Annotated in this window: 12 protein-coding genes and 6 rRNA genes; 16 read left to right on the plus strand and 2 right to left on the minus strand. The window is 47.9% G+C overall.

All coding sequences use genetic code 11. From position 1 onward, the window contains the following. The first annotated feature begins 162 nt into the window (after positions 1-162). The 4 genes from D2962_RS01660 to argH all read left to right on the plus strand — a co-directional run bounded on the left by D2962_RS01660 (position 163) and on the right by argH (position 4,805). The gene (locus D2962_RS01660; RefSeq protein WP_122013910.1) at positions 163-777 is read left to right on the plus strand and encodes an NAD(P)H-dependent oxidoreductase; all 615 of its coding nucleotides are present in this window, start codon (positions 163-165) and stop codon (positions 775-777) included. A gap of 305 nt (positions 778-1,082) precedes the next feature. Continuing rightward, positions 1,083-2,048, plus strand: a complete 966-nt coding sequence (gene argF / locus D2962_RS01665) for an ornithine carbamoyltransferase (RefSeq protein WP_122013911.1) — start codon at positions 1,083-1,085, stop codon at positions 2,046-2,048. Positions 2,049-2,080: 32 nt separating this feature from the next. Beyond that, a complete protein-coding gene (locus tag D2962_RS01670; protein ID WP_122013912.1) occupies positions 2,081-3,289 on the plus strand; it encodes an argininosuccinate synthase in 1,209 nt (402 codons plus the stop codon). 184 nt (positions 3,290-3,473) lie between these two features. Continuing rightward, entirely contained in the window at positions 3,474-4,805 is a 1,332-nt protein-coding gene (gene argH / locus D2962_RS01675; protein ID WP_120768529.1) for an argininosuccinate lyase, read from the plus strand. 128 nt (positions 4,806-4,933) lie between these two features. Here argH and D2962_RS01680 read toward each other — a convergent pair whose 3' ends face one another. Continuing rightward, positions 4,934-5,830 carry a cation diffusion facilitator family transporter gene (locus D2962_RS01680; protein WP_122013913.1) on the minus strand — a complete coding sequence of 299 codons (897 nt, stop codon included), beginning with the start codon at positions 5,828-5,830 and terminating at the stop codon, positions 4,934-4,936. A 451-nt stretch (positions 5,831-6,281) separates the two neighbouring features. Here D2962_RS01680 and greA point away from each other — a divergent pair, with 451 nt between their 5' ends. From greA to D2962_RS01740, 12 genes are all read left to right on the plus strand, one after another. After that, positions 6,282-6,758 (plus strand): transcription elongation factor GreA, encoded by a 477-nt coding sequence (gene greA, locus D2962_RS01685; protein ID WP_120768533.1) that lies wholly within the window; start codon positions 6,282-6,284, stop codon positions 6,756-6,758. Between the two features lie 37 nt (positions 6,759-6,795). Beyond that, on the plus strand, positions 6,796-8,286 hold the full coding sequence (lysS, locus tag D2962_RS01690; protein WP_425456599.1) for a lysine--tRNA ligase: 1,491 nt from the start codon (positions 6,796-6,798) through the stop codon (positions 8,284-8,286). Between the two features lie 526 nt (positions 8,287-8,812). After that, a 16S ribosomal RNA gene (locus tag D2962_RS01695) occupies positions 8,813-10,400 on the plus strand. Positions 10,401-10,496: 96 nt separating this feature from the next. After that, positions 10,497-13,584: ribosomal RNA gene (locus D2962_RS01700) — 23S ribosomal RNA — on the plus strand. 45 nt (positions 13,585-13,629) lie between these two features. Then, a 5S ribosomal RNA gene (gene rrf, locus D2962_RS01705) occupies positions 13,630-13,744 on the plus strand. Together the 16S, 23S and 5S rRNA genes form the textbook arrangement of a ribosomal RNA operon. 558 nt (positions 13,745-14,302) lie before the next feature. After that, the gene (locus D2962_RS01710; protein WP_122013915.1) at positions 14,303-16,156 is read left to right on the plus strand and encodes an FAD-dependent oxidoreductase; all 1,854 of its coding nucleotides are present in this window, start codon (positions 14,303-14,305) and stop codon (positions 16,154-16,156) included. 464 nt (positions 16,157-16,620) lie between these two features. Continuing rightward, positions 16,621-18,208 (plus strand): 16S ribosomal RNA (locus D2962_RS01715). A gap of 96 nt (positions 18,209-18,304) precedes the next feature. Next, a 23S ribosomal RNA gene (locus D2962_RS01720) occupies positions 18,305-21,392 on the plus strand. Positions 21,393-21,437: 45 nt separating this feature from the next. After that, a 5S ribosomal RNA gene (gene rrf / locus D2962_RS01725) occupies positions 21,438-21,552 on the plus strand. Positions 21,553-21,689: 137 nt separating this feature from the next. Beyond that, on the plus strand, positions 21,690-23,153 hold the full coding sequence (locus D2962_RS01730) for an MATE family efflux transporter (RefSeq protein ID WP_162991052.1): 1,464 nt from the start codon (positions 21,690-21,692) through the stop codon (positions 23,151-23,153). Positions 23,154-23,187: 34 nt separating this feature from the next. Then, complete coding sequence (locus D2962_RS01735; RefSeq protein WP_120769032.1) at positions 23,188-23,649, plus strand: MarR family winged helix-turn-helix transcriptional regulator; 462 nt, start codon at positions 23,188-23,190, stop codon at positions 23,647-23,649. A 99-nt stretch (positions 23,650-23,748) separates the two neighbouring features. Then, on the plus strand, positions 23,749-24,183 hold the full coding sequence (locus tag D2962_RS01740; RefSeq protein ID WP_122013916.1) for an NUDIX hydrolase: 435 nt from the start codon (positions 23,749-23,751) through the stop codon (positions 24,181-24,183). A 67-nt stretch (positions 24,184-24,250) separates the two neighbouring features. On the opposite strand, the gene D2962_RS01745 is transcribed toward D2962_RS01740, so the two are convergent. Further along, the gene (locus D2962_RS01745; RefSeq protein WP_122013917.1) at positions 24,251-24,466 is read right to left on the minus strand and encodes a hypothetical protein; all 216 of its coding nucleotides are present in this window, start codon (positions 24,464-24,466) and stop codon (positions 24,251-24,253) included. Positions 24,467-24,475: the final 9 nt, after the last annotated feature.

The following is a 24,475-nucleotide window of genomic DNA, read 5'->3' on the forward strand; positions in this document are numbered from 1 at the left end:
TTCAAACAAAGGGAAGCAGTCGATTTCGCAGTGGAGTGGCTGGCAAAGCAGAGAAAGGGTTGACGAATGACGAAGGTGCCAGGTACTCACTTATTCACTTATGGAATTTTCAGACATTGATGTGCTCTATTGGCTTATTAATAAAGATTGGAGGATGAAAGCATGAAAGCGCTGAGCCTGGTAGTCAGCGCCAGGGCAAGGGGCAATTGCCGCGATTTTTCCGAATATATCCTCAATAACTTTTCCAAGCATGGTATCCAAACCGAGCAAATAAATTTTTACGATTATAAGATACTACCGTGCCAGCATTGCAATTATGAATGCCTCCAAAAACATGACCCAAACAAAAAAATCAATTCACCATGCCCGGTAGAAGATGATGTATATGAAATTTTGAAAAAAACCTGGGAAGCTCAAATACTTTTGCTGTTTATTCCAAATTACGGCGGCCTTCCTCCGGCCCTATGGGTTGCGTTCAGTCAGCGGCAGCAGGCGTTTTTTAAGCAGGAACCCATAGAAAAGCTAAAAAAGTATGTCGTAAGCGCTGTTGTCCTGGCGGCGCCCCATTGGTCCACCGGTTCCCAATGGACCGTATCCATAATGTCGGACGAGGTAAAAAACTTGAATAGAAGAGTTGCGGGTTTTGAAGTCATAAATAATGCAGGTTACGAAACAGATAATCTTTTTGGTTCGTTGATAAGAGAAGATGAAGTGAAAAAACGGCTGGATTTTATTTGCGCCCGAACAATAAAAGCCGCAAATGAGATATCCGATTGAGGCGCCTGCACTAACTTACCCGAAAATAAATTTTTATACACCTGAGAGTGCTATGAAGTGGAATGGGCATTTTATTGTTGAATTTTCGGGCATTAAAGCGCTTCATTGTAAATGACCATGCCGTATATCGGCAACAAGATTTTCCAAGCTATACGATATATATGGACAGGCTTCATCATAAATGATGAATGACCTGTCTTATTATTTTTAGGTGATTTTTTAAAATCAATGTTAATTTTTTTTAAACCTATTGCATATATATTCATAAACATGTATAATTATAAAAAAGTTCGGAGGGAGTTCAGATGAAAGCAAAGCCGTATATAAAACCTGAAGCCGCAAGCCTTAAGGGCAAGGACTTATTGAGTTTATACGATCTTACAACAGAGGAGATCAATGAGATTTTGAAGACCACGGAAACTTTGAAGACCATGCACAATCTTGGAGCTGATTACAAACCCCTGAAGGGAAAGACCCTGGGCATGATTTTTCAAAAATCTTCCACCAGGACCCGGGTTTCCTTCGAGGTGGCTATGTGGCAGCTGGGAGGATATGCCCTGTTCCTGTCGAGCAATGACCTGCAGCTGGGCCGGGGAGAAACCATCCCTGATACCGCCAGGGTTTTATCTCGTTTTCTGGATGGCATCATGATAAGGGCTTACAGCCACAAGGATGTGGAATTGCTGGCCGAGTATGCCGATATACCCATCATAAACGGCCTTACCGATTACTCGCATCCCTGCCAGGTGCTGGCAGATTTGTTCACCATATATGAAAAGAAGAAAAAGCTTGCAGGGCTGAAGCTGGCCTTTATCGGTGATGGCAACAACAACATGGCCAATTCCCTGCTTTTTGGCTGCACCAAAGTGGGAATGGATATAGCCATCGGAGCTCCGAAGGGCTACCAGCCCCAGCAGGAGGTTATGGAAAAAGCGGAAGTCACCGCGGAATCCAGCGGTTCAAAGATAACCGTTACCGAGGACATATTCGAGGCGGCAAAGGATGCCGATGTGCTTTACACCGATGTGTGGACCAGCATGGGTCAGGAGAGCGAGAAAAAGATAAGGGAAGAAGCCTTTGCAGGCTATCAAATAAATGAAGATGTACTAAAGGTGGCGGATAAGAATGTGATTGTGATGCACTGCCTGCCGGCCCACCGGGGTGAGGAAATAACCCATGATGTCATAGAAGGACCCCATTCGGTGGTGTTCGATGAGGCAGAAAACCGCCTGCATGTGCAGAAGGCCATACTTACATTAATTATGGGTTAGGTAATAGAAATACAGGGGGAGGAAAAACAAAAATGAAAAAAATCGTTTTAGCTTATTCTGGAGGTCTTGATACATCGGTAGCCATCAAGTGGCTGAAGGAGAAGTACGACAGCGAGGTTATCGCCCTCTGCGTCGATGTGGGCGAGGGCAAGGACCTGGAATTTGTAAAGGCCAAAGCAGAAAAAATAGGTGCCATAAAGTCATACATGGTGGATGCCCAGGAGGAATTCTTGAAGGATTATGCATTCCCGGCATTGAAGGCCAACGCCATGTATGAGGGAGTGTACCCATTGAGCAGCGGGCTTTCGAGGCCGCTCATATGCAAACTCCTGGTGGATGTGGCCAAAAAGGAGAGCGCTTTTGCGGTGGCCCATGGCTGCACCGGCAAGGGTAATGATCAGGTGAGGTTTGATGTTTCGGTGACGGCCCTGGCCCCGGAATTGGAGATAATAGCTCCGGTACGGGAATGGCCCATGTCCCGGGAGGAGGAGATAGACTATGCAGCAAAGAACGACATTCCAATACCCATCGGAAAAGATAACCCCTTCAGCATCGATCAGAACCTGTGGGGCCGCAGCATCGAGTGCGGGGTGCTGGAGGATCCCTGGGTGGAGCCGCCGGAGGAGGCTTTTGAGTGGACCGTTTCACCAGAAAAGGCGCCGAACACCCCCACGTATATAGAGATTACTTTTGAAAAAGGCATCCCGATAGCTCTGGACGGCAAACAGATGCCCCCAGTAGAACTGGTAAAAACGCTGAATAAAATAGCAGGACAAAACGGCTTTGGCCGCATAGACCATGTGGAGAACCGTTTAGTAGGCATAAAATCCAGGGAAAACTATGAATGCCCGGCTTCACTGCTGCTTATAAAGGCTCACCAGGATCTGGAACACCTGACCCTGACCAAAGACGTGCTTCACTTCAAATACTGCATAGAACAGAAATACGCGGAGCTTATTTATGACGGATTGTGGTTTTCTCCCCTTAAAGACGCCCTTGATGCCTTCATAGACAAGACCCAGGAAGTGGTGAATGGTACCGTAAGGGTAAAACTCTTCAAGGGCAACGCCAAAGTAGTAGGGAGAAAGTCGCCCAATTCCCTTTACGACCTTAACCTTGCCACTTACGCCGAAGATGTAAAAGACATGTTTGACCACAATTCCGCCAAAGGATTCATAACTCTGTGGGGCTTGCCAACCAAAGTCAATGCTATCGTGAATTCGGCGAAAGCTTCGAAGTAGCAATGTGTTATGGGGACAGTTCTTTTGACACATTTTTGAGACCATTTGAAGGATAAAAAACGAGTTTTTAGTGTAAACACGCATGCCACTTTGTGAAACTCTAATATATGTAAAAAGGCATTTTCAAAGTAGAAAATTTTAATGTTATTGATCATAAACGGTCTTAAGATCGGGAGGTGAAAGCATGAGCAAAAAGCTCTGGGGCGGGCGCTTCGAAAAGGAAACCGACGCTCTCGTGGAAAAGTTCACATCCTCCATAGATTTTGATAAAAAATTGTATAATCAGGACATTATTGGAAGCATCGCCCATGCCAGGATGCTGGCAAAGTGCGGCATCATTTCCAAGGAAGATGCGGCCCTCATAATTAAGGGCCTGGTGGAAATCAAGATCGAGATAGAAGAGGGAAATTTTGAATTCACCTCAAAGCTGGAAGATATCCATATGCACATCGAAAACCGCCTTTCGGAAAAAATCGGTCCTGTGGCAGGGAAACTCCACACGGCCCGGAGCCGTAACGACCAGGTGGCCCTGGATATGCACCTTTATGTTAAAGAAAAGACGGTTCAAGTAGTAAGGCTCCTGGAGCACTTTTGCGGCGCCCTGTGGAAACTGGCGGAAAAGCACGTGGATACCGTGATGCCGGGCTATACACACCTCCAGAAGGCCCAGCCGGTGACCCTCGGCTATCATCTTAAAGCATACTACTATATGCTAGAGAGGGATAAAGAGAGGTTTTGCGATGCCCTGAAGCGTACCGATATAATGCCCCTGGGAGCCTGCGCCCTGGCAGGGACTACTCTTCCGACGGATAAGGAATACACCAGAGAGCTGCTGGGATTTTCAAGGATTTATGAAAACACCATGGATGCCGTAAGCGACAGAGATTTTGTATTGGAGTTTTTATCCTGTGCCAGCATCCTCATGGTTCACCTTTCCAGGATGGCAGAAGAGATAATCCTCTGGAATACCGATGAATTTAATTATATGGAGCTGGACGATGCCTTTGCCACGGGCAGCAGCATCATGCCCCAGAAGAAAAATCCCGATATAGCAGAACTTGTCCGGGGAAAATCCGGCCGGGTCTTCGGTGACCTTATTTCCATGCTCACCATCATGAAAGGGCTGCCCCTGGCCTATAACCGGGATATGCAGGAAGATAAAGAAGCGCTCTTTGATGCTGCCGAGACCATTTGTGCCTGCCTGGAGATACTGCCCAAGGTGCTTTTAACTGCAAAATTCAAAAAAGAAAATATGGCCGAGGCCGTAGAGAACAGTTTTGCCGATGCCACATACTACGCCGAATACCTGGTGAAAAAAGGCATGCCCTTTAGAAAGGCCCATGAGGTGGTGGGCAAGATGGTGTCTTACTGCATTAAAAAAGATAAAAAGATAAAAGACCTGTCTTTCCTGGAACTTAAAAACTTTTCCGAGCTCTTTGCAGAGGATGCCGCTCGCGGCTTTGGTTCTACCGAGAAATATAACAAAAGTAATTATATTCCGACCTCTCATTTCTGATATCTAGCATCCGAAGTGTGCATACTGCCCCTCTCAGCTTGTTTTTGTTTTTAAAAATACTGAAGTAGTCGATCAAGAAACAAAAACCTGTATCGTTTCGATACAGGTTATTTTTTTAGGTGCTTTTACTAAGAGTTAGCCACCATACCTTTATATGGTTCTATGTGAATCTCAATATAGTGGACACCGGCAAACTTTTTCTTTACGGCTTCTTCAATGCTATGATGAAGCTTATGAGATTCCTCCACGGTCATATCGGGGTTGACCAGGATGTGAAGGTCCATGGAAAAATCGTCCTCACGGCCCCGGGTCCTAACTTTATGACAGTTTAATACACCGTCTACTCCGGACACCACCGAGATGACCTCTTCAGGGTCCACCACCGCCGCATCGCATAACACCTTGCTGGAGCTTATCAGTATCTCAACGGCAGCTTTTATAATTAAAGCGGCTATTACGAAGGAAATTATTGCATCCAGTATGGGGTAACCCAGCCTTACCGCTATCAAACTGAGTATGACCGACAGTGATACATATATATCGCTTGTGGTATGCATGGCATCGGAAACCAGGATGTCGCTGTGAAGCTTTTTGCCCTGTCTGGACTCATAGACGACAACAAAAATGTTTACTGCAATGGTAAATATCATGACCAGGAACCCGTATATATCCACCTGAGGCACCTGGGGGTGGTAGATTTTGTCTATTCCGCTTTTAATGACATTAATACTGACTAAAAAAAGCATCAGGGCAATGCCTATGGCGGTGAAGGTCTCGTATTTCCTGTGGCCGTAAGGATGGTCTTTGTCGGCGGGCCTGGCTGCTATGGCAGACCCTACCAGGCCCACTATGTTGGAACTTCCGTCGGAAAAAGAGTGAAACCCGTCGGCTACCATACTGGCAGATGATATGGAATATCCTACGATAAGTTTTATTATAGATACAAGAAAATTAAGGCCCAGTATGATCCATAAAACTTTTTGAATCTGTCGGATATTATTTTTATGTTTATTTTCATTTTCCATAATTTACAACCCCTTTGTTGTTTTTTCATATAAAGTAACAAAAAACTTGTGGGTTGAGCCCCACAAGTTTACATTTCTACATCATGGTTAGACGCCCGACCTTTTATTTTAAATAAAAGGCCTGTTCTCAATTGATTGATATTATAACATAAATATCCTGTTCAGGTCAAGAATTTTTAAATCGGGACTACATTGCCGGGACTCATAACGTCGAGACCGAAAAATTCCCCTACAAAAAATATATGAAAATTCTTGACAGAACTTCTTTGCTGGATTATAATATCAAGAAGTAATAGAAGATAGAATAACCAAGCACTGATGGTAAAGCCATTAGTGCTTGTTCTAAATTTTAAGGCCAAGTACAGGCGTTTATTACCTGAATAAATAGCTTTGGCATAGCATATATTAGGGACATACAATTTCTAAACATATTTAAGAGGGGAGAAAATAAATGGCGAAAAAGGAAGTAGTGCTCACACAGGATGGACTGAAAAAACTAGAGGAGGAGCTGGAATATTTAAAATCTGTAAAAAGACGGGAGATAGCGGCCCGCATAAAACAGGCCATTGACTTTGGAGATATCAGTGAAAACTCCGAATACGATGAGGCTAAAAACGAGCAGGCTTTTGTGGAAGGCCGCATAGCTGCCCTTGAGGAAAAGCTAAGGAATGCCAAACTAATAGACGATGTGGATATCTCCACCGAAACGGTAAGTATCGGTTCAAAAATAAAGGTAAAGGACCTGGATACAGGAGACGTCTTCGAATATACCATAGTTGGTTCCGCCGAAGCAAATCCTATTGAATTTAAGATATCCAACGAGTCTCCCGTGGGCAGCGCACTGCTGGGAGCTAAAAAAGGCTCTGTGGTAGAGGTAAATGTTCCCGCAGGACTCATAAGATATGAAATCATGGATATTATGAAATAATATATTATCATATGATTTTATGTGCTGAATAAATCGGATGGAGGATTTTTTCATGGAAAATTTTCAGGAAGATTTAAATGAAATAATGAAAATACGCCTACAAAAACTACAGGACATAAAAGGCATGGGGATAAATCCCTATGGCGAGAAATTTCCCGTCACTCATCATTCCCAGCAAATCAAGGACAGCTTTGAAGAATTTGAAGGCAAAAAGGTTGTTATAGCCGGAAGGATAATGGCCATACGCGGCCACGGGAAGGCGGCCTTTTTTGATGTGCAGGACCAAGCGGGGAGAATACAGGTATATATTAAAAAGGACAGTGTGGACGAAAAAACATTTGAATTATTCGGCAAACTTGACCTCGGGGATATAGTGGGCATCGAAGGTAGCGTTTTCAGGACTCATAAAGGAGAAATCTCCGTATCGGTGGATAAACTCACACTTCTGTCAAAATCCCTGAGGCCGTTACCGGAAAAATGGCACGGTCTAAAGGATGTGGACATAAGATACAGGCAGAGATATCTGGACTTGATAGTAAATCCAGATGTAAAGAAAACTTTTATAACGAGAAGCAAGATCATAAAAAGTATCAGGAACTACCTGGACAGCCGCGGCTTTATAGAAATGGAGACTCCCATGATGACACCCCTGGCCGGAGGCGCCGCGGCAAGGCCTTTTATAACACACCATAACGCCCTCGATATAGACCTTTATCTGCGCATTGCTACAGAACTTTATTTAAAGAGGCTCATAGTGGGCGGTTTCGAAAAGGTCTACGAGATAGGCAAGGATTTTAGAAATGAAGGCATATCCATAAAGCACAATCCCGAGTTTACCATGATGGAGCTATACCAGGCGTATGCCGATTACAATGATATGATGAAGCTCACGGAGGATTTAATTTCCCATGTGGCCATGGAAGTTCTGGGGACAACTAAAATCAGCTACCAGGGAGAGGAAATCGACCTCACACCTCCCTGGAACAGGATGACCATGATAGATGCCGTTAAGAAATATACAGGTATTGATTTTAATGAATTAAAAACCGATGAAGAGGCAAGGAAAGTGGCAAAAGACCTACATATAGAGGAAGTAGGCGATCAGGACACCAGGGGCAAGATATTGAACCTCATTTTTGAAGAAAAGGTGGAGCAAAACCTAGTGCAGCCCACCTTTATACTGGATTACCCCATAGAAATATCGCCTCTCGCCAAGAAAAAAGAGGACAACCCCGATTTGACTTACAGATTTGAGGCCTTTATCACCCGGCGCGAGATGGCCAACGCTTTTTCGGAACTGAACGATCCCATAGACCAGAGGGAAAGGTTCCTCCAACAGTTGAAAGAAAGAGAAGCCGGCGATGAAGAAGCCCATGTGTTTGATGAGGATTTTGTGAATGCGCTGGAACACGGCATGCCCCCCACGGGCGGCCTTGGTATAGGGATCGACCGTATCGTTATGCTTCTTACAGATTCCTATTCTATCAGAGATGTAATTCTATTCCCCACTATGAGGCCTAAAGCATAAGCATATGGCCTATCCTGAAGAAATGCGCGGCAATCAACGTTATCAGTTGATTTTGCCGCGTGTTTTTTCCGAATTAAGAACCTTAGCATAATCAAGCTTTAGTGAGCATAAAATATGTTATGGGTAAAATCTGCAAATAGAGGTTTATAAAAAGACATATCCACATTTGAAAACAGAGCTAGGGATATGGTAATATACAAAAGCGCCACGGGGAGCGGCGAAAAAGAGCCGCTAAAGCCACGGCAAGAGAGCGAAAAGTCAGCATCAAAAAAAATTAACAAAAGGTGTTGACAAAGGGGAAGAGACGTGGTAATATAAATAACTGTGACGCAATAAAGCACCTAGAAAACTAAATCAGTGTTACGCCTGAAATTCGAAGTTCGAAGTTAGAAGTTCGAATAGAAGGAATTGCCCTTAAGGCAATTCCGACTTAATCGAACCTCAAACAACGAACATCGAACTTCAAGAAAACCACAGGCAAAAAGCCCAAACAAGAAATCAAAGCTCGAAAGAGAGCGTTAAGATTAAACATGAGAGTTTGATCCTGGCTCAGGACGAACGCTGGCGGCGTGCCTAACACATGCAAGTCGAGCGGCGTTGGGAAGTGAGAAGTGCGAAGTAGGAAGTGGGAATAGAAGAAATTGGCGAAGCCAATTTCAACGAAACCCACATCAAACTTCTCGCCTCTCACTTCCCGATGCAGCGGCGGACGGGTGAGTAACACGTAGGCAACCTACCCATCACACGGGGATAGCTCGGGGAAACCCGGGGTAATACCCGATACCTTTACTTACCGCATGGTAAGTGAAGAAAGCGACTAAGCGGTGATGGATGGGCCTGCGGCCCATTAGCTAGTTGGCGGGATAACAGCCCACCAAGGCAACGATGGGTAGCCGACCTGAGAGGGTGGCCGGCCACACTGGGACTGCGACACGGCCCAGACTCCTACGGGAGGCAGCAGTGGGGGATATTGCGCAATGGGGGAAACCCTGACGCAGCGACGCCGCGTGAGCGAAGAAGGCCTTCGGGTTGTAAAGCTCAGTCATCGGGGACGAAGAGGACGGTACCCGAGGAGGAAGCCCCGGCTAACTACGTGCCAGCAGCCGCGGTAATACGTAGGGGGCGAGCGTTGTCCGGAATTACTGGGTGTAAAGGGCGTGTAGGCGGTGATGCAAGTTATCGGTAAAAACCCGGGGCTCAACTCCGGGCTTGCCGATAAAACTGCATCACTTGAGTGCAGGAGAGGGAAGTGGAATTCCCGGAGTAGCGGTGAAATGCGTAGATACCGGGAGGAACACCAGTGGCGAAGGCGGCTTCCTGGCCTGTAACTGACGCTGAGGCGCGAAAGCTGGGGGAGCGAACGGGATTAGATACCCCGGTAGTCCCAGCCGTAAACGATGGTCACTAGGTGTGGGGTGTGGTCAAGCACTCCGTGCCGGAGCTAACGCAATAAGTGACCCACCTGGGGAGTACGGCCGCAAGGTTGAAACTCAAAGGAATTGACGGGGGCCCGCACAAGCGGTGGAGCATGTGGTTTAATTCGAAGCAACGCGAAGAACCTTACCAGGCCTTGACATGCAGGTAGTAGAGAACCGAAAGGGGATCGACCCAAGGGAAACCGAGGGAGCCTGCACAGGTGGTGCATGGTTGTCGTCAGCTCGTGTCGTGAGATGTTGGGTTAAGTCCCGCAACGAGCGCAACCCCTATACTTAGTTGCCAGCACGGAAGGTGGGCACTCTAAGTAGACTGCCGCAGACAATGCGGAGGAAGGTGGGGATGACGTCAAATCATCATGCCCTTTATGGCCTGGGCCACACACGTGCTACAATGGCCTGAACAGCGGGAAGCGAAGGAGCGATCCTGAGCAAACCCCTGAAAACAGGTCCCAGTTCAGATTGCAGGCTGCAACTCGCCTGCATGAAGGCGGAATCGCTAGTAATCGCGGATCAGCATGCCGCGGTGAATACGTTCCCGGGCCTTGTACACACCGCCCGTCACACCACGAAAGTTGGCAACACCCGAAGCCGGGAAAACCGTCTAAGGTGGGGTCAGCGATTGGGGTGAAGTCGTAACAAGGTAGCCGTATCGGAAGGTGCGGCTGGATCACCTCCTTTCTAAGGAGAAATTGACCGGGCGTAACACTGATTTTAGTTAAAAAGTTGCACCTTGAAAACTGCACAGTGAAGGGTAAGAAGAAACAATTTCGCGAAGGTCAAGCGAACAAGGGCACACGGAGGATGCCTAGGCGTAAGAGGGCGACGAAGGACGCAGCGAGCGGCGAAACGCCCCGGGGAGCTGCAAGCAAGCATTGATCCGGGGATATCCGAATGGGGGAACCCACCTCAGGCGAACCTGAGGTATCCCGTACTGAATCCATAGGTATGGGAAGCGACACCGGGGGAACTGAAACATCTAAGTACCCCGAGGAAAAGAAAGAAACATCGATTCCCTAAGTAGCGGCGAGCGAAAAGGGAAGAGCCCAAACCTTGCATGTGCAAGGCCGTCACCGTTGCATGCAAGGGGTTGAGGAGTGTCGAGCTTGGGACGGGAGAGCAAGGCGAGGCCAAAGGTAGCAGAACACCGCTGGAAAGCGGGGCCACAGAAGGTGAAAGCCCTGTATGCGAAACCGGAAGACCCGCCTGACACATCCAGAGTACCACGGGCCACGCCAATCCCGTGGGAAGCAGGGAGGACCATCTCCCAAGGCTAAATACCCACTTACGACCGATAGAGAACAAGTACCGTGAGGGAAAGGTGAAAAGCACCCCGGGAGGGGAGTGAAATAGCACCTGAAACCGTGTGTCTACAAACGGAGGGAGCGCAAGCGACCTCGTACTTTTTGTAGAACGGACCGGCGAGTTACTGTATCAAGCGAGGTTAAGGAGTAAAGCTCCGGAGCCGAAGCGAAAGCGAGTCTGAAGAGGGCGACAAGTTTGATGCAGTAGACCCGAAACCGTGTGATCTACCCATGGCCAGGGTGAAGCGGAACTAACCTTCCGTGGAGGCCCGAACCGTGTTGACGTTGAAAAGTCATGGGATGAGCTGTGGGTAGGGGTGAAATGCCAATCGAACACGGAGATAGCTGGTTCTCCCCGAAATAGCTTTAGGGCTAGCCAAAGCAGGACCTTACCGGAGGTAGAGCACTGAATGGGCTAGGGGCCGAAAAGGTTACTGAACCCTATCAAACTCCGAATGCCGGTAAGAAATAGCTTTGAGTCAGACTATGGGGGATAAGCTTCATAGTCGAGAGGGAAACAGCCCAGACCGTCAGCTAAGGTCCCCAAGTAAACCTAAGTGGTAAAGGATGTTGTACTACGAAGACAACCAGGATGTTGGCTTAGAAGCAGCCATTCATTCAAAGAGTGCGTAATAGCTCACTGGTCGAGCGGTACTGCGCCGAAAATGTAACGGGGCTCAAGGTTTACACCGAAGCTGCGGACAGAAGCAAAATCACTTATGTGTTCAAGCAAAACAAAAACAGTCTTGCGAAAAGCTACGAATAAAAAAAATAAATTAAAAGCTTTTCGCCAAATGTTTTCAAGCTAAAGGTTTAAAATAGCTTGAGCATGTCAGTGATTTTGCTTCTGTGGTAGGGGAGCGTTCCTATTGGGCAGAAGTCGTACTGTAAAGTATGGTGGACCGATAGGAAGAGAGAATGTCGGTATAAGTAGCGAGAGGCAGGTGAGAATCCTGCCCGCCGAAAGCCTAAGGATTCCTGAGGAAGGTTCGTCCGCTCAGGGTAAGCCGGGGCCTAAGCCGAGGCTGTGAATGCGTAGGCGATGGACAACTGGTGGAAATTCCAGTGCCACCCGAGACCGATTGAGCGAAGGGGTGACGCAGGAGGGTAAGCTGAGCGCACGGTTGGTAGAGTGTGTCCAAGCCCAAAGGCAAGCCGGACAGGCAAATCCGTCCGGTGATGCTGAAGGGTGATGGGGAGGGAACAAAAGTACCGAAGCAGCCGAACCCAAACTGCCAAGAAAAGCCTCTAGCGAGGTCAAGGGTGCCCGTACTGCAAACCGACACAGGTAGGTGAGGAGAGAATCCTAAGGCGAACGGGAGAACCCTCGTTAAGGAACTCGGCAAACTGACCCCGTAACTTCGGGAGAAGGGGTGCCCGAGTAGCGAAGAGCAATCTTTTGCGAAAGGGTCGCAGCAAAGAGGCCCAAGCGACTGTTTAGCAAAAACACAGGTCTCTGCTAAGGAGGAATCCGACGTATAGGGGCTGACGCCTGCCCGGTGCTGGAAGGTTAAGGGGATGGCTTAGCGCAAGCGAAGGTCAGAACCGAAGCCCCAGTGAACGGCGGCCGTAACTATAACGGTCCTAAGGTAGCGAAATTCCTTGTCGGGTAAGTTCCGACCCGCACGAATGGCGTAACGACTTGGGCGCTGTCTTGACGAGGGGCCCGGCGAAATTGTAATATGAGTGAAGATACTCATTACCCGCGACTGGACGGAAAGACCCCATGGAGCTTTACTGCAACCTGACATTGGATTTCGGCACTGAATGTACAGGATAGGTGGGAGGCAGAGAACCTGGCTCGTCAGGGTCAGGGGAGCCGACGTTGGGATACCACTCTTTCGGTACTGAGGTTCTAACCCCAAGGCCGTAAGCCGGCTGGGGGACATAGTCAGGTGGGCAGTTTGACTGGGGCGGTCGCCTCCTAAAAGGTAACGGAGGCGCCCAAAGGTTACCTCAGCGCGGTTAGGAATCGCGCATTGAGTGCAAAGGCATAAGGTAGCCTGACTGCGAGAAAGACACTTCGAGCAGGGTCGAAAGACGGGCTTAGTGATCCGGCGGCACTGGATGGAAGGGCCGTCGCTCAACGGATAAAAGCTACCCTGGGGATAACAGGCTGATCTCCCCCAAGAGTCCACATCGACGGGGAGGTTTGGCACCTCGATGTCGGCTCGTCGCATCCTGGAGCTGAAGTAGGTTCCAAGGGTTGGGCTGTTCGCCCATTAAAGCGGCACGCGAGCTGGGTTCAGAACGTCGTGAGACAGTTCGGTCCCTATCCGTCGTGGGCGTAGGATACTTGAAGGGAGCTGCCCCTAGTACGAGAGGACCGGGGTGGACGGACCGATGGTGTATCAGTTGTCGTGCCAACGGCACCGCTGAGTAGCCAAGTCCGGCAGGGATAAGCGCTGAAAGCATCTAAGTGCGAAGCCCCCCCTAAGATAAGGTATCCCATCCCTAAAAGGGAGTAAGACACCGGAAGGACTATCCGGTCGATAGGTCAGAGGTGTAAGGGCTGTGAGGCCTTGAGCCGACTGATACTAATAGGTCGAGGGCTTGACCAAAAACAAAACCTTTCACTGTGCAATTTTGAAGGTGCAAAAATTTTTCTCGGTGGTCATAGCGGAGGGGAAACACCGGTTCCCATGCCGAACACACAGGTTAAGCCCTCCAGCGCCGATGGTACTTGGGGATTTCCCCTGGGAGAGTAGGTCACTGCCGGGATTAAATTTTAGAAAATCTACCTTAAATACAAGGTAGATTTTTTATTTTGCCAAATAATAGTATATAAAAAATGTAGAGATGTGTACTACTTTTAAAAAATGTATTGATGGCAAAACCGCACAGAATTTATAAAAACGATATACATTCTTTAATTCTTTTCCTAAAAAGAAGATTTTTTTAACCTCTATAACAGACTTGAACACAGAAAATTAGTTACATATAATATTTGTATAAACTATCTTAGAATATGAAAATATGGGCATGTGTTGTATGATGGAAATGGGACTAAAATAGTAACTTTTTAATCGAAATAGACCAAAACCTCAAGGACAAGGCCAACAAAGAATTGATGAAAATCAGAGACAGCGAAGGAATTACCGGAGGAAGGGTTTTTGTATCATCCCGAATGCTGAGGAAAAAAATAAAGACATAGGTAAAATGGCAGCCAGAGAAATATATATTCCAAAATGAGGGAAGTGGCAGGTGCACTGGATTACCGTGTTTTGTGGGAAAAAAGCGACAATTTGAATAAAGTAGTGTCAGTGAAGGAGAAAGTGTATGAAAAAGTGGATCGTGGTCATGATGATAGCGTTTTTTATATTAACTACAGAGGGATGCGACGACTGGAAAGTTTCATCAAGTTTAGACGGTGACGATCTGGGCCAAGCCGGGCATCCCGCCAGAATAGTAGTGTCTTCAAACCCCAAAGAACTGGGTTACCAGGTGGTGGTAGTGGGGGCCGAGCCCGAAGGGATAGCCGCAGCTGTATCCGCCGCCAGGAACGGACTTAAAACAGTGCTGGTGGATCCGCGGGACAGGGTAGGAGGCCTTTACACCGTTGGGTGGCTCAACACCCTGGACATGAATTACAGGAGCAAAAAAACTAGAGAAGTGGTCAACAAGGGAATCTTCAGTGAATTTCAACGGCGCTTGGGCGGGGATGTGGCCTTCAACATACCTACAGCCCAGAGAGCTTTTGAGGATATGCTGAAAGAGGCCGGGGTAAAGGTGTTGCTGGAAGCTTCGGACCTAAAGCCCATAATGGAAGGAAATAATGTCCGAGGAATTGCATTCAAAAGGAAAGGCAGAGCTTACAGGGCTCTGGGGCAGGTGGTAATAGATTCTACCCAGGATGCTGATATAGCTGCCATGTGTGGTGCGCCATATAAATTCGGCAGAGAGGACCTGGGTTTTCCTGGCGAAATAGGGGCTACTACTCTGGTTTTTTCTGTAAAAAACGTCAACTGGAGAAGAGTGGTTTCTTACCTGCAGAGCGACAAAAATCCGTACAGTGGGGCCACTGACAGGAGTGCCTGGGGATACGAAGTGATGTTTAAAGCGCCCACGAAAGACCCCCACATCCAGATAAGAGGGCTGAACGCCGGCAGGCAAAAAGACGGCACGGTAGTAATAAATGCACTGCAAATATTTCATTTAAACCCCCTGGATAAGGAAGAAAAGCGGGAGGCCGTGGAGAGGGCCAAAGCCGAATTACCGGGCATAATAGAATTCATGCGAAAAAACGCCCCCGGTTTTGAAAATGTCGAATTAGCTGGTGTGGCCCCGGAGCTTTACGTAAGAGAATCCAGGCACATAGAAGGGGAATACACTTTGACGGCGGAAGATGTATTTGAAAACAGGAACCAGGGGATGGCGGTGGCTTTCGGTAGCTATCCGATAGACCTCCAGGCCCGGGAAAAGGGCCAGACCGGCAGTGCTTTAAACGGTACCAATCCCTACGGGATTCCCCTGGGGGTCATGGTGCCAAAAAAGGTTGATGGCCTTTTGGTGGCCAGCCGCAGCGCAAGCTACGATACGGTAGCCCACGGTAGCGCCAGGACAGTGCCTGTGGGCATGGCCCTAGGGCAAGCAGCGGGAGTGGCGGCCAAACTTGCCATTGAAAAAAATGTAAGCTTTCGGAAAATGGCTCATAGCTATGAAATGATCCAGGAAATACGGGCCATTCTCACAAAACAGGGAGTGGACCTAACTCCCATAAAAGTGGAAAATCCGGAGATAAAAAGCTGGGCTTATCCCTATATCCAGCGCCTCAGGGATAAGGCCATGCTCTCCAAAGAATATGATAACGACTACCGCCTGAATGAAGCCGCTACCACAAAAACCTTTCGCCGTATGTTTATCCTTATCAATTACAACTCACCCCTGAAGATTAACATGCATGCTCTGGATGGCTTTGACCTCAATCAACCTATAGCCGGAAGGGATTATATTCAAATACTAAACAGGATTCTGGGAAGCGATTACGGAGATTATAAAGAGCTACTGGAAGAAAAGATTATAGACGAGACCACCTACCGGCAGGTGAGAAAACGCTTGGAATTTCTCACCAATGCAGAGGCCTACGCGCTGGTGGATGGGCTGGTGAGGTATATGGAAAAGGGGAAGGGCTGATGTTAATTAATATATAAACCGGAGCATAAGAGAGCCATAAGAAGCATTAAATATTTTATAACAAATATGTGGCTTTAAAAACCGCTAAATGCGAATATGGTTATTTGAAAACACGGCAGGTAATATGGTAATATACAAAAGCGCCACGGGGAGCGGCGAAAAAGAGCCGCTAAAGCCACGGCAAGAGAGCGAAAAGTCAGCATCAAAAAAAATTAACAAAAGGTGTTGACAAAGGGGAAGAGACGTGGTAATATAAATAACTGTGACGCAATAAAGCACCTAGAAAACTAAATCAGTGTTACGCCTGAAATTCGAAGTTCGAAGTTAGAAGTTCGAATAGAAGGAATTGCCCTTAAGGCAATTCCGACTTAATCGAACCTCAAACAACGAACATCGAACTTCAAGAAAACCACAGGCAAAAAGCCCAAACAAGAAATCAAAGCTCGAAAGAGAGCGTTAAGATTAAACATGAGAGTTTGATCCTGGCTCAGGACGAACGCTGGCGGCGTGCCTAACACATGCAAGTCGAGCGGCGTTGGGAAGTGAGAAGTGCGAAGTAGGAAGTGGGAATAGAAGAAATTGGCGAAGCCAATTTCAACGAAACCCACATCAAACTTCTCGCCTCTCACTTCCCGATGCAGCGGCGGACGGGTGAGTAACACGTAGGCAACCTACCCATCACACGGGGATAGCTCGGGGAAACCCGGGGTAATACCCGATACCTTTACTTACCGCATGGTAAGTGAAGAAAGCGACTAAGCGGTGATGGATGGGCCTGCGGCCCATTAGCTAGTTGGCGGGATAACAGCCCACCAAGGCAACGATGGGTAGCCGACCTGAGAGGGTGGCCGGCCACACTGGGACTGCGACACGGCCCAGACTCCTACGGGAGGCAGCAGTGGGGGATATTGCGCAATGGGGGAAACCCTGACGCAGCGACGCCGCGTGAGCGAAGAAGGCCTTCGGGTTGTAAAGCTCAGTCATCGGGGACGAAGAGGACGGTACCCGAGGAGGAAGCCCCGGCTAACTACGTGCCAGCAGCCGCGGTAATACGTAGGGGGCGAGCGTTGTCCGGAATTACTGGGTGTAAAGGGCGTGTAGGCGGTGATGCAAGTTATCGGTAAAAACCCGGGGCTCAACTCCGGGCTTGCCGATAAAACTGCATCACTTGAGTGCAGGAGAGGGAAGTGGAATTCCCGGAGTAGCGGTGAAATGCGTAGATACCGGGAGGAACACCAGTGGCGAAGGCGGCTTCCTGGCCTGTAACTGACGCTGAGGCGCGAAAGCTGGGGGAGCGAACGGGATTAGATACCCCGGTAGTCCCAGCCGTAAACGATGGTCACTAGGTGTGGGGTGTGGTCAAGCACTCCGTGCCGGAGCTAACGCAATAAGTGACCCACCTGGGGAGTACGGCCGCAAGGTTGAAACTCAAAGGAATTGACGGGGGCCCGCACAAGCGGTGGAGCATGTGGTTTAATTCGAAGCAACGCGAAGAACCTTACCAGGCCTTGACATGCAGGTAGTAGAGAACCGAAAGGGGATCGACCCAAGGGAAACCGAGGGAGCCTGCACAGGTGGTGCATGGTTGTCGTCAGCTCGTGTCGTGAGATGTTGGGTTAAGTCCCGCAACGAGCGCAACCCCTATACTTAGTTGCCAGCACGGAAGGTGGGCACTCTAAGTAGACTGCCGCAGACAATGCGGAGGAAGGTGGGGATGACGTCAAATCATCATGCCCTTTATGGCCTGGGCCACACACGTGCTACAATGGCCTGAACAGCGGGAAGCGAAGGAGCGATCCTGAGCAAACCCCTGAAAACAGGTCCCAGTTCAGATTGCAGGCTGCAACTCGCCTGCATGAAGGCGGAATCGCTAGTAATCGCGGATCAGCATGCCGCGGTGAATACGTTCCCGGGCCTTGTACACACCGCCCGTCACACCACGAAAGTTGGCAACACCCGAAGCCGGGAAAACCGTCTAAGGTGGGGTCAGCGATTGGGGTGAAGTCGTAACAAGGTAGCCGTATCGGAAGGTGCGGCTGGATCACCTCCTTTCTAAGGAGAAATTGACCGGGCGTAACACTGATTTTAGTTAAAAAGTTGCACCTTGAAAACTGCACAGTGAAGGGTAAGAAGAAACAATTTCGCGAAGGTCAAGCGAACAAGGGCACACGGAGGATGCCTAGGCGTAAGAGGGCGACGAAGGACGCAGCGAGCGGCGAAACGCCCCGGGGAGCTGCAAGCAAGCATTGATCCGGGGATATCCGAATGGGGGAACCCACCTCAGGCGAACCTGAGGTATCCCGTACTGAATCCATAGGTATGGGAAGCGACACCGGGGGAACTGAAACATCTAAGTACCCCGAGGAAAAGAAAGAAACATCGATTCCCTAAGTAGCGGCGAGCGAAAAGGGAAGAGCCCAAACCTTGCATGTGCAAGGCCGTCACCGTTGCATGCAAGGGGTTGAGGAGTGTCGAGCTTGGGACGGGAGAGCAAGGCGAGGCCAAAGGTAGCAGAACACCGCTGGAAAGCGGGGCCACAGAAGGTGAAAGCCCTGTATGCGAAACCGGAAGACCCGCCTGACACATCCAGAGTACCACGGGCCACGCCAATCCCGTGGGAAGCAGGGAGGACCATCTCCCAAGGCTAAATACCCACTTACGACCGATAGAGAACAAGTACCGTGAGGGAAAGGTGAAAAGCACCCCGGGAGGGGAGTGAAATAGCACCTGAAACCGTGTGTCTACAAACGGAGGGAGCGCAAGCGACCTCGTACTTTTTGTAGAACGGACCGGCGAGTTACTGTATCAAGCGAGGTTAAGGAGTAAAGCTCCGGAGCCGAAGCGAAAGCGAGTCTGAAGAGGGCGACAAGTTTGATGCAGTAGACCCGAAACCGTGTGATCTACCCATGGCCAGGGTGAAGCGGAACTAACCTTCCGTGGAGGCCCGAACCGTGTTGACGTTGAAAAGTCATGGGATGAGCTGTGGGTAGGGGTGAAATGCCAATCGAACACGGAGATAGCTGGTTCTCCCCGAAATAGCTTTAGGGCTAGCCAAAGCAGGACCTTACCGGAGGTAGAGCACTGAATGGGCTAGGGGCCGAAAAGGTTACTGAACCCTATCAAACTCCGAATGCCGGTAAGAAATAGCTTTGAGTCAGACTATGGGGGATAAGCTTCATAGTCGAGAGGGAAACAGCCCAGACCGTCAGCTAAGGTCCCCAAGTAAACCTAAGTGGTAAAGGATGTTGTACTACGAAGACAACCAGGATGTTGGCTTAGAAGCAGCCATTCATTCAAAGAGTGCGTAATAGCTCACTGGTCGAGCGGTACTGCGCCGAAAATGTAACGGGGCTCAAGGTTTACACCGAAGCTGCGGACAGAAGCAAAATCACTTATGTGTTCAAGCAAAACAAAAACAGTCTTGCGAAAAGCTACGAATAAAAAAAATAAATTAAAAGCTTTTCGCCAAATGTTTTCAAGCTAAAGGTTTAAAATAGCTTGAGCATGTCAGTGATTTTGCTTCTGTGGTAGGGGAGCGTTCCTATTGGGCAGAAGTCGTACTGTAAAGTATGGTGGACCGATAGGAAGAGAGAATGTCGGTATAAGTAGCGAGAGGCAGGTGAGAATCCTGCCCGCCGAAAGCCTAAGGATTCCTGAGGAAGGTTCGTCCGCTCAGGGTAAGCCGGGGCCTAAGCCGAGGCTGTGAATGCGTAGGCGATGGACAACTGGTGGAAATTCCAGTGCCACCCGAGACCGATTGAGCGAAGGGGTGACGCAGGAGGGTAAGCTGAGCGCACGGTTGGTAGAGTGTGTCCAAGCCCAAAGGCAAGCCGGACAGGCAAATCCGTCCGGTGATGCTGAAGGGTGATGGGGAGGGAACAAAAGTACCGAAGCAGCCGAACCCAAACTGCCAAGAAAAGCCTCTAGCGAGGTCAAGGGTGCCCGTACTGCAAACCGACACAGGTAGGTGAGGAGAGAATCCTAAGGCGAACGGGAGAACCCTCGTTAAGGAACTCGGCAAACTGACCCCGTAACTTCGGGAGAAGGGGTGCCCGAGTAGCGAAGAGCAATCTTTTGCGAAAGGGTCGCAGCAAAGAGGCCCAAGCGACTGTTTAGCAAAAACACAGGTCTCTGCTAAGGAGGAATCCGACGTATAGGGGCTGACGCCTGCCCGGTGCTGGAAGGTTAAGGGGATGGCTTAGCGCAAGCGAAGGTCAGAACCGAAGCCCCAGTGAACGGCGGCCGTAACTATAACGGTCCTAAGGTAGCGAAATTCCTTGTCGGGTAAGTTCCGACCCGCACGAATGGCGTAACGACTTGGGCGCTGTCTTGACGAGGGGCCCGGCGAAATTGTAATATGAGTGAAGATACTCATTACCCGCGACTGGACGGAAAGACCCCATGGAGCTTTACTGCAACCTGACATTGGATTTCGGCACTGAATGTACAGGATAGGTGGGAGGCAGAGAACCTGGCTCGTCAGGGTCAGGGGAGCCGACGTTGGGATACCACTCTTTCGGTACTGAGGTTCTAACCCCAAGGCCGTAAGCCGGCTGGGGGACATAGTCAGGTGGGCAGTTTGACTGGGGCGGTCGCCTCCTAAAAGGTAACGGAGGCGCCCAAAGGTTACCTCAGCGCGGTTAGGAATCGCGCATTGAGTGCAAAGGCATAAGGTAGCCTGACTGCGAGAAAGACACTTCGAGCAGGGTCGAAAGACGGGCTTAGTGATCCGGCGGCACTGGATGGAAGGGCCGTCGCTCAACGGATAAAAGCTACCCTGGGGATAACAGGCTGATCTCCCCCAAGAGTCCACATCGACGGGGAGGTTTGGCACCTCGATGTCGGCTCGTCGCATCCTGGAGCTGAAGTAGGTTCCAAGGGTTGGGCTGTTCGCCCATTAAAGCGGCACGCGAGCTGGGTTCAGAACGTCGTGAGACAGTTCGGTCCCTATCCGTCGTGGGCGTAGGATACTTGAAGGGAGCTGCCCCTAGTACGAGAGGACCGGGGTGGACGGACCGATGGTGTATCAGTTGTCGTGCCAACGGCACCGCTGAGTAGCCAAGTCCGGCAGGGATAAGCGCTGAAAGCATCTAAGTGCGAAGCCCCCCCTAAGATAAGGTATCCCATCCCTAAAAGGGAGTAAGACACCGGAAGGACTATCCGGTCGATAGGTCAGAGGTGTAAGGGCTGTGAGGCCTTGAGCCGACTGATACTAATAGGTCGAGGGCTTGACCAAAAACAAAACCTTTCACTGTGCAATTTTGAAGGTGCAAAAATTTTTCTCGGTGGTCATAGCGGAGGGGAAACACCGGTTCCCATGCCGAACACACAGGTTAAGCCCTCCAGCGCCGATGGTACTTGGGGATTTCCCCTGGGAGAGTAGGTCACTGCCGGGATTAAATTTTAGAAAATCTACCTTAAATACAAGGTAGATTTTTAAATAACAAAAACTTTGATAATAAAATATTTATATTACAAAAATAAAAGAGAATAATAGTTATAGTGGTAATATAATTTTGCGGGAGTGAAAAAATTGTCAAACAATAATAAGAAATCCATAGAGTTATCAAGGGATTTTACCAGAGGAAGCATACCAAAGCACCTTATAAAATTCACAATACCATTGTTCCTCGGCAATTTGTTACAAACTCTATACAATACGGTGGATACCATATGGGTAGGAAAATTTCTGGGATCAAATGCCCTGGCAGCAGTTTCGGTAAGCTTTCCCATAATCTTTATACTGGTTTCTCTTGTTATGGGAATTACCATGGCTACAACAGTATTAGTAGCACAATACAAGGGTGCAGGAGATAATGATATGGTTAAAAAGACCATAAACAATTCCATGTTCCTGCTTACCATCGCATCCATTACAATATCCATAATAGGAATCATTTTTCATAAGGTTATTCTAGTATTAATGAACACTCCTCAGGAACTGATAAATCCGGCATCAAGTTACTTAAATATAATCTTTGCAGGGCTTATATTCATGTTCGGATATAATGTCATAAGCGCCGTGCTGAGAGGATTGGGCGACTCCAGAACACCGCTGAGATTCCTTTTTTACACCACAATGATAAACATAGTGCTGGACCCGGTGTTCATTTTTGGCTTCGGACCGATTCCCAAAATGGGGATCAACGGAGCAGCACTGGCCACAATAATTTCTCAGGGCATATCCTTTTATCTTGCAGTAAGATATCTGGATGGAGTAGGGCATTTTTTGACTGTAAAACTAAGCAATTTTAAATATGATAGGGAGTTAACAAAGAAGATTGTCAAGATAGGGCTTCCTGCGGGCATACAGCAGACCGTGGTAGCGCTAGGTTCTACAGTTATAATGTCGGTAGTGAACTCTTTTGGGCCTACAATAGTGGCGGCCTGGGGAGCGGCTTCAAAGATAGACTCCTTTTCATTCATGCCCTCCATGTCCATCGGCCTTGCCACTTCTTCTCTTACAGGCCAGAACCTTGGAGCGGGTAAATACGACAGGGTACATGAGGTTATGAAGTGGTCTTCTTTGATTTCTGTTATAATCTCAGGTATTATAACCCTGATGGTTGTTTTTATTCCACGAAAATTATTGATGATATTTACAAATGATATTAATCTATTGAGAGAAGGTTCAACTATTTTAAGAATTCTAGGGATATCGTACATTCCTTTTGGCCTAATGTGGGTGTCGAACGGAATCATAAGAGGTGCTGGAGATACAATTATTACCATGATTATTTCCATGTTTTCCCTATGGGTTGTGAGAGTACCGCTGGCTTTTTATCTATCAAAATATACTTCCATGGGAAGTGATGGAATATGGGTTGCTATGACAACGAGTTCTGTTTTGAGTACTGCACTGAGCCTGGGATATTATTTCACCGGAAGATGGAAAAAGAGTATAGTCGCAGGAAAAAAACTTCATGGAGAGGAAGGTAATGACCTGGGAGATTTAGAAAAAAATTTACCGGAAATAGAAATGTTGGGTGAAAAGTAGGTTAAAGTTATAATGTTATCAAGAGGTGTTTGACTTGGAGAATAATAATGACAGACAAATCGCAGAATCGATAGAGCAGCTTTTTAGGTTAATGAGTAGATGGATGAAATTGATTTACAAGTCTTATTTTCTTCGCAAAGGAAATGTAGACATAACACCAAACCAGTACCGGGTTTTATTTGCATTGAAAAACTATGGGCCCAGCAAAATGAGTGAATTCGGCGAATATGTGCATACTTCCTGCGGAAGCCTTACGGTGATGGTGGACAGGCTGGTAGAAAAGGGATTTGTTGAACGTTTTTATTTACCTGAAGACCGCAGGTTAGTCATGGTAAAAATTACACCGATGGGGGAAAAGATTCTGGAAGAATTCAGAGAAGGTTTTCTTAATCTTCTGATGGAAAATATAAACCATCTTAACGCCGATGAAACAAAAAATCTGTGCAAAGCCATAGACGAGCTGACAGCTTTTGTTAAAGATAAGTTTATAGGTTGAGAAAATAATGGAAAAATATAAAAGAGGAATTTTGCAAAATGTGTCGAAATATTAAAATAGGATTTATTAAATCCATAGATAAAAAAGGAGGCAGGAAGTATGCTGACAAGGATTTGTGCCGGTGGAGTGGTTTTTTCCGGTGATAAGGTTTTGATTATTAAAAATGAAAAGGGAGAATGGGTGCTGCCCAAGGGGATAATCCGGCCGGGTAAGCTGGCTCAGGAAGTGGCTATTGACAGGGTAAAGGTTGAAGCAGGTGTGAATGCGAAGATTATTTCCTGTGTGGGTGAAACATGTTACGAGTTTTATTCTTATACCCGGCAAAGACCCGTATGCAATCAGATTACCTGGTTTTTAATGGAAACTCTCAATGATAATTGTGCTCCCAATTTTGAACTCGGCTTTAGCGAAGGTGGGTTTTATCCCATGGAAGAAGCCCTTCAGAAAGTAACTTACAGCCAGGACAAATCCCTGGTCAGGCTTTCTTATAAAAAATATCATGAGTTCAAGGAAAAAGACGAAGTCTTGGTTTAGCAGTGTGTAAACAGGACTTTTTTATTATGTAAAAAAGGCAGCTCTATGCTGCCTTTTTTTGCCCTTTTTAGGGTTTTGTCCTGGTTAAAGCGCGATTTTTACCGTCCTTCTTTAAATCCTTATTACAAATGCCATCCAGCTCCCGGGCTTTTAAAGCCACATCGTTTTTCCCTATTACACCTTTTTCAATAAGGACCTCTATCAGGCTTGCCAGTGCCAGAGTATTCCGGTAATCCACTATTTTCATGTCGGAAATCTCTGCTATTATGTCAATATCCCCCATAAGCTCTCC

Origin of the sequence: Biomaibacter acetigenes, from assembly GCF_003691585.1 — a bacterium.
Lineage (GTDB): Bacteria > Bacillota > Thermosediminibacteria > Thermosediminibacterales > Tepidanaerobacteraceae > Biomaibacter > Biomaibacter acetigenes.